Origin of the sequence: Infirmifilum sp. (genome assembly GCF_049970975.1) — an archaeon.
GTDB classification, from domain to species: domain Archaea; phylum Thermoproteota; class Thermoprotei; order Thermofilales; family Thermofilaceae; genus Thermofilum; species Thermofilum uzonense.
Window position 1 is genome coordinate 1 of the sequence record NZ_JBMFLX010000150.1, and the last position, 2,883, is coordinate 2,883.

Genomic DNA, 2,883 nt, shown 5'->3' on the forward strand with positions numbered 1-2,883 from the left:
CTGTCGGTGGTAAGTATAGAGTTCCCAAGAGCGAGGTTAGGAGGATACTTGAGGGTAGAGCAAAAGAGGTTAGAGCTGTCATCTACGCTCGTGTGAGTTCTTCAGACCAGAGGGAGGATTTAGAGAGGCAGGTTAAGTACCTCATGGATTACTGTCCTTCCAAGGGATACAGGGTTGTAGAGGTTTTAACAGATATCGCGAGTGGATTGAATACTGATAGAAAAGGGTTGAAGAAACTATTTGACCTCATTGGGTCAAAGCAAGTAGAAGTAGTAGTTGTGACCTACCGAGATAGATTGACTAGGTTTGGCTTCAAGTACCTAGAGCACTTCTTCAATTTGCTTGGAACAAGAATAGAGGTTGTCTTCGGCGAAGAACCTAGAGACGCTTATCAAGAGCTAGTCGAGGATTTAATAGAGATAGTCACTTCTTTCGCAGGCAAATTATATGGTATGAGGAGCCACAAGAAGAGGAGGCTTGTCGAGGGCTTCAAAAAGCTGGTAGAAGAGGTTGAGAAGAGTGGTGGCGAGAATAACTAGGACAGTCGTTGTCGAGACTCCTCTGTTGCCGCGCAAGCTCTTCAGGGTCTTCGCGGAGCTTGAGGGCATGTACCGCAACATAGTCGAGCAACTCACACTATACGCTGTGAGAGAGAACGTGGCATCTTTCACAAGGCTAAAAACTCTGAAGTACCGTGAGTTAAGGAATCTATACCCTCACCTCCCCCCACACTACGCTTACACAGCGTGCCAGGACGCGTCCACTAGGGCTAAGAGCTTCCTCAAGCTCAGGAAGAAGGGATTGGCTGAAAAAGAATACCCTGAGGTCAGGAGCATATCTATCTGGCTGGACGACCACTTGTGGAAGTCTAATGGCTTAACCTCAATTAGGGTAGTTACTCATAAGGGGTGGATTCCCCTCGAATTCAACCGGCACAAGCAGTACTGGAGGTATGTTAACAGGGGTTGGAGACTCGCTTCTGAGGCAAGGGTTAAGCTGGATAAGAGGGGCAGAAGACTAGTAATCTACCTAACCTTCGTGAAGGATGTTGAGGAGTATAAGCCACGTAGCTTCATATCTGTTGACGTGAACGAGAACAATGCCACGGCGCTAATTGATGGTATTGCTTACCTATTTGAGACAAACACTGGGAAAATCGTCTTGGGCTACTACTACAGGAGGAAGAGGATTCAGGAAAAGTATGATAAATTCTATGGCACAAAATCCAGAATCAAGAGGGGGATTATGAGGAAACTTAAGGAGGGGAAGAAGAAGCAAGATTCCAAGTGGAAGATTGCGAATATTGTTGTGAGAGAGGCTTCTAGGCGAGGTTATGCCATAGTCATGGAGAAGCTCGGGAAGAAGCCAGCTGAACAAATGGTTACTAGAATCAATGATGACCAATTGAGACACAGGATATTCCAAGCATCGTTCAAAGGAGTGCAGAAAGCAATAGAGGAGAAAGCTAGAGAATATGGGGTGCCGGTGATCTACGTCAACCCGAAGAATACTTCCAAGCTCTGCCCAATACATGGCTCAGAGATCGCCTACGAAAACACGTCTAGAGTAGGCAAGTGCAGAAGAGGTGAAATGTGGCACAGAGACGTGGTAGCCGCGTGGAACCTCTTCCTAAGAGCTCTGCGGGGTGATGGGAGCAGTGCTCCAAGCCCCGCGGAGCTTCCCGTAGATGGGAGCCCCGTGCCGTTGGGCTCGACCGCCACCCATGAACCCACAGTGATAGCACGTGATCTGTGGGCGAGGTGGAAGTCCCTAGATGAGACTATGAATTTATATAAAATGATTAGAATGAACATCTAGGACAAACGGGGTAAGGGAGAGGCTCGTGTTCGTATCATCAAAGTAGCCCAAGTAGCTAAAATAACCAAGCCAACGTACACGGATAACAGTAGTAACAACTAAACTTATAACTTATTAAGGGAAAGGAAAATGTGTGTTCGGATAGGATAAGTTAGAGGTGGTGTTTATGGAGGAATTATTGAAGCGTATTGTTGTAGATCCAAAGGTTATGGGGGGTAAGCCTGTTATACGTGGAACAAGAATAACTGTTGACCTAATATTAGAGCTCCTTGCTTCTGGCATGACTTCAGAGGAGATTGCTAAGGACTATAAGATAAGTATTGAGGATGTGCGGGCAGCACTACTGTACGCTGCTAAGATCTTAGGGCGTGAGGAGATAATGGTTGTCTAGGCGAGGTCCTAAGCTACTTCTCGACGAGAATATCGGTTTAAGAGTTTATGAAGAGCTTAAGAGAAGAGGATTTGAGGTACAAACAGTTATCGAGGAGTTACGTGGAGCTCCTGATGAGGAGATTCTCAGAATGGCCTTGAGCCGTGACAAGATAGTGGTAACCATGGATAAGGATTTCGGCTACTTAGCACAGGCATACAATCCTCCAGGAATATTACTCCTAAGATTAAGAGTTCCTACAATACCACATAGATTAAAGGCGGTCCTATGCGCCCTACAGCTAGGTGAAAGACTCTACGGCTATATAACTGTGGTAACTGAAACTCGTATTAAGAGAAGACCTATTAAATAAAATGTATGTACTTTTAAATATTCAAACATAGCATTATTTTCTTGCATATTCATTCCATGAGTACTGAGATCAACGTAGTAAGGCTCGGAGAAAGAGTGTTGCAGTAGAATCTCTTCAATACATAATGCATTATCACGGCTCCTAAAGTATTGCAAATCTATTTGAATATTATGCAACAAAACGATACGGGTTCCGGCCTCCGGAGCCGGAGAACCCCGGGCTCAAATCCCGGCAGGCCTGCAACGTACGTAATAGGCTACCATCATAAATACTTACGAGTTTTGTGGATTTGAATGTTGCTATAACCATAATGGAGTTATTG

4 protein-coding genes are annotated in these 2,883 nt (G+C 45.2%); all 4 read left to right on the forward strand.

The features are described 5' to 3' along the window. Window positions 1-539, forward strand: a 539-nt coding sequence (locus ACP5KC_RS09805) for an IS607 family transposase (RefSeq protein WP_428287444.1), incomplete at its 5' end; no start/stop codon positions are given. Beyond that, window positions 523-1,818 (forward strand): RNA-guided endonuclease InsQ/TnpB family protein, encoded by a 1,296-nt coding sequence (locus ACP5KC_RS09810; protein WP_428287447.1) that lies wholly within the window; start codon window positions 523-525, stop codon window positions 1,816-1,818. The genes ACP5KC_RS09805 and ACP5KC_RS09810, both read left to right, overlap by 17 nt. A gap of 166 nt (window positions 1,819-1,984) precedes the next feature. Beyond that, window positions 1,985-2,209, forward strand: a complete 225-nt coding sequence (locus tag ACP5KC_RS09815) for a DUF433 domain-containing protein (protein WP_428287445.1) — start codon at window positions 1,985-1,987, stop codon at window positions 2,207-2,209. Beyond that, window positions 2,202-2,561, forward strand: coding sequence for a DUF5615 family PIN-like protein (locus ACP5KC_RS09820; RefSeq protein WP_428287446.1), 360 nt, complete (start codon window positions 2,202-2,204; stop codon window positions 2,559-2,561). Before ACP5KC_RS09815 ends, ACP5KC_RS09820 begins: the two co-directional genes overlap by 8 nt. Window positions 2,562-2,883 lie beyond the last annotated feature (322 nt).

Coding starts and splice junctions, on each gene's coding strand:
- ACP5KC_RS09815 (WP_428287445.1), top strand. CDS start 1,985: ATGGAGGAATTATTGAAGCGTATTGTTGTAGATCCAAAGGTTATGGGG.